At 54.3% G+C, this 2,701-nt stretch carries 2 rRNA genes (1 of these 2 only partly in view); both read right to left on the bottom strand.

Going from position 1 to position 2,701, the window contains the following annotated elements:
* Window positions 1-26 precede the first annotated feature (26 nt).
* Window positions 27-142: ribosomal RNA gene (gene rrf / locus LNAT_RS07020) — 5S ribosomal RNA — on the bottom strand.
* Between the two features lie 75 nt (window positions 143-217).
* Window positions 218-2,701 (bottom strand): 23S ribosomal RNA (locus LNAT_RS07015) (it continues 422 nt past the right edge of the window).

Below are 2,701 nucleotides of genomic sequence, written 5' to 3'. Positions count from 1 at the left end.
ATTAATAATAAAGTTAACATATAAAAGCTTAGCGGGGACCTACTTTCCCACACCCGAAAGGTGCAGTATCATCAGCGCTGGAGGGCTTAACTTCCTGGTTCGGAATGGTTCAGGGTGTTTCCCCTCCGCTTTGCCCACTAAGCTTATATATACTAACTTATAATTATTTGTTGTTAATTGATTGATAATTGGCTGTTAAAAGTCTTGTCACACACCGCAAGTAAAGCCATTCGGGTTATTAGTACTGGTCAGCTCAACCCCTTGCAGGGCTTACACCCCCAGCCTATCAAGCAGGTAGTCTTCCTGCACCCTCATGGGAAGGCTCATCTTGGAGTGGGCTTCCCGCTTAGATGCTTTCAGCGGTTATCCCTTCCGAGCTTGGCTACCCAGCGCTGCTCTTGGCAGAACAACTGGTACACCAGTGGCTCGTCCAACCCGGTCCTCTCGTACTAGGGTCAGCTCTCCTCAACCTTCCTGCGCCCACGGCAGATAGGGACCGAACTGTCTCACGACGTTCTGAACCCAGCTCGCGTACCGCTTTAAATGGCGAACAGCCATACCCTTGGGACCTGCTCCAGCCCCAGGATGCGATGAGCCGACATCGAGGTGCCAAACCTCCCCGTCGATGTGAGCTCTCGGGGGAGATCAGCCTGTTATCCCCGGGGTACCTTTTATCCTTTGAGCGATGGCCCTTCCACTCAGAACCACCGGATCACTAAGACCGACTTTCGTCTCTGCTCGAGGTGTCTCTCTCGCAGTCAGGCTGGCTTGTGCCTTTACACTCTTCAGGCGATTTCCAACCGCCTTGAGCCAACCTTTGTGAGCCTCCGTTACTCTTTAGGAGGCGACCGCCCCAGTCAAACTACCCACCAGGCACTGTCCCCCATGAGGATAACTCATGCGGGTTAGTAGGCAGGATATCCAAGGGTGGTATCTCAAGGACGGCTCCACCCGAGCTGGCGCCCGGGCTTCTCAGCCTCCCACCTATCCTGCACATGGATATCCCACCTACAATGCCAAGCTGTAGTAAAGGTCCACGGGGTCTTTCCGTCTTGCCGCGGGTAGGAGGAATTTTCACCTCCACTACAATTTCACTGGATCCCTCCCTGAGACAGCCCCTCACTCGTTACGCCATTCATGCAGGTCGGTATTTAACCGACAAGGAATTTCGCTACCTTAGGACCGTTATAGTTACGGCCGCCGTTTACCGGGGCTTCGGTTCACCGCTTCGCCCGAGGGCTAACGGATCCCCTTAACCTTCCGGCACCGGGCAGGCGTCACACCCTATACTTCCTCTTACGAGTTAGCAGAGTGCTGTGTTTTTGGTAAACAGTCGGCAAGAGCGCTGCGCTGCGACCCCGTTCGGCTCCAGGAGCAAGTCCCTTCACCTACTTGGGGCACACCTTATCCCGAAGTTACGGTGCCAGTTTGCCGAGTTCCTTAGGGAGGGTTCTTCCACGCGCCTTAGAATACTCATCCCGCCCACCTGTGTCGGTTTACGGTACGGGCTACTAACAACTCAAACGCCTTAGAGGCTTTTCTCGGCTCGGGGCATCATCGATTCCCCCTCCGCTCCGAAGAGCTTTGGAGGCCTGTCGGGTCTCGGGCTATCGCTAGGCGGATTTGCCTACCTAGCACCCTACACCCTTCGAGCCACTATTCCATCAGTGACCTCGATTAGCCCCAAGCGTCCCCCCATCGGCTCGTTGTTAGTAGGTAACGGAATATTAACCGTTTTCCCATCGACTACGCCTTTCGGCCTCGTCTTAGGCCCCGACTAACCCTACACTGACGAGCATCGTGTAGGAAACCTTGGGCTTACGGCGAATGGGATTCTCACCCATTTTATCGCTACTCATGCCTGCATGCTCACTTGATGCCGCTCCACTGCTCCTTACCGGTACAGCTTCAACGCTGACATCAACGCTCTCCTACCACTCCTACTATGTAGAAGTCTACGACTTCGGCGGATGGCTTTAGCCCCGTTATATTTTCGGCGCCTCCCCGCTCGACCAGTGAGCTGTTACGCTTTCTTTAAAGGATGGCTGCTTCTAAGCCAACCTCCTGGTTGTCTAAGCAGGAAGACCTCCTTTTCCACTTAGCCATCACTTGGGGGCCTTAGTCGGTAGTCTGGGTTGTTCCCCTCTCGACATAGGATTTTATCACCCTACGCCTCACTGCCAGGATTCCACACTAGGTATTCGGAGTTTGACAGGGTTTGGTACAGCTGTGGGCCGCCCTAGCCCTATCAGTGCTCTACCCCCTAGTGCTACCTCCTGACGCTGCACCTAAATGCATTTCGGAGAGAACCAGCTATCACCGAGTTTGATTGGCCTTTCACCCCTATCCACAGGTCATCCGAAGGCTTTTCAACGCCTACCGGTTCGGTCCTCCACGGGCTCTTACACCCGCTTCAACCTGCCCATGGATAGATCACCCGGCTTCGGGTCTGCAGCCACTGACTATGTCGCCCTGTTCAGACTCGCTTTCGCTTCGGCTCCCCCTCTCGGGTTAACCTCGCCAGTGACCACAACTCGCAGGCTCATTATGCAAAAGGCAGTCCGTCACCCTTGTCCGAAGACAATAGGGCTCCGAATGATTGTAGGCAAGCGGTTTCAGGTTCTATTTCACTCCCCTCACTGGGGTTCTTTTCACCTTTCCCTCACGGTACTTGTGCACTATCGGTCTGGCAGGAGTATTT

The sequence above is a fragment of the Lebetimonas natsushimae genome (genome assembly GCF_002335445.1).
GTDB lineage: Bacteria > Campylobacterota > Campylobacteria > Campylobacterales > Nautiliaceae > Lebetimonas > Lebetimonas natsushimae.
The sequence above is the reverse complement of the archived record's forward strand: the minus strand, read 5'-3'. Positions and strand labels throughout refer to the sequence as shown.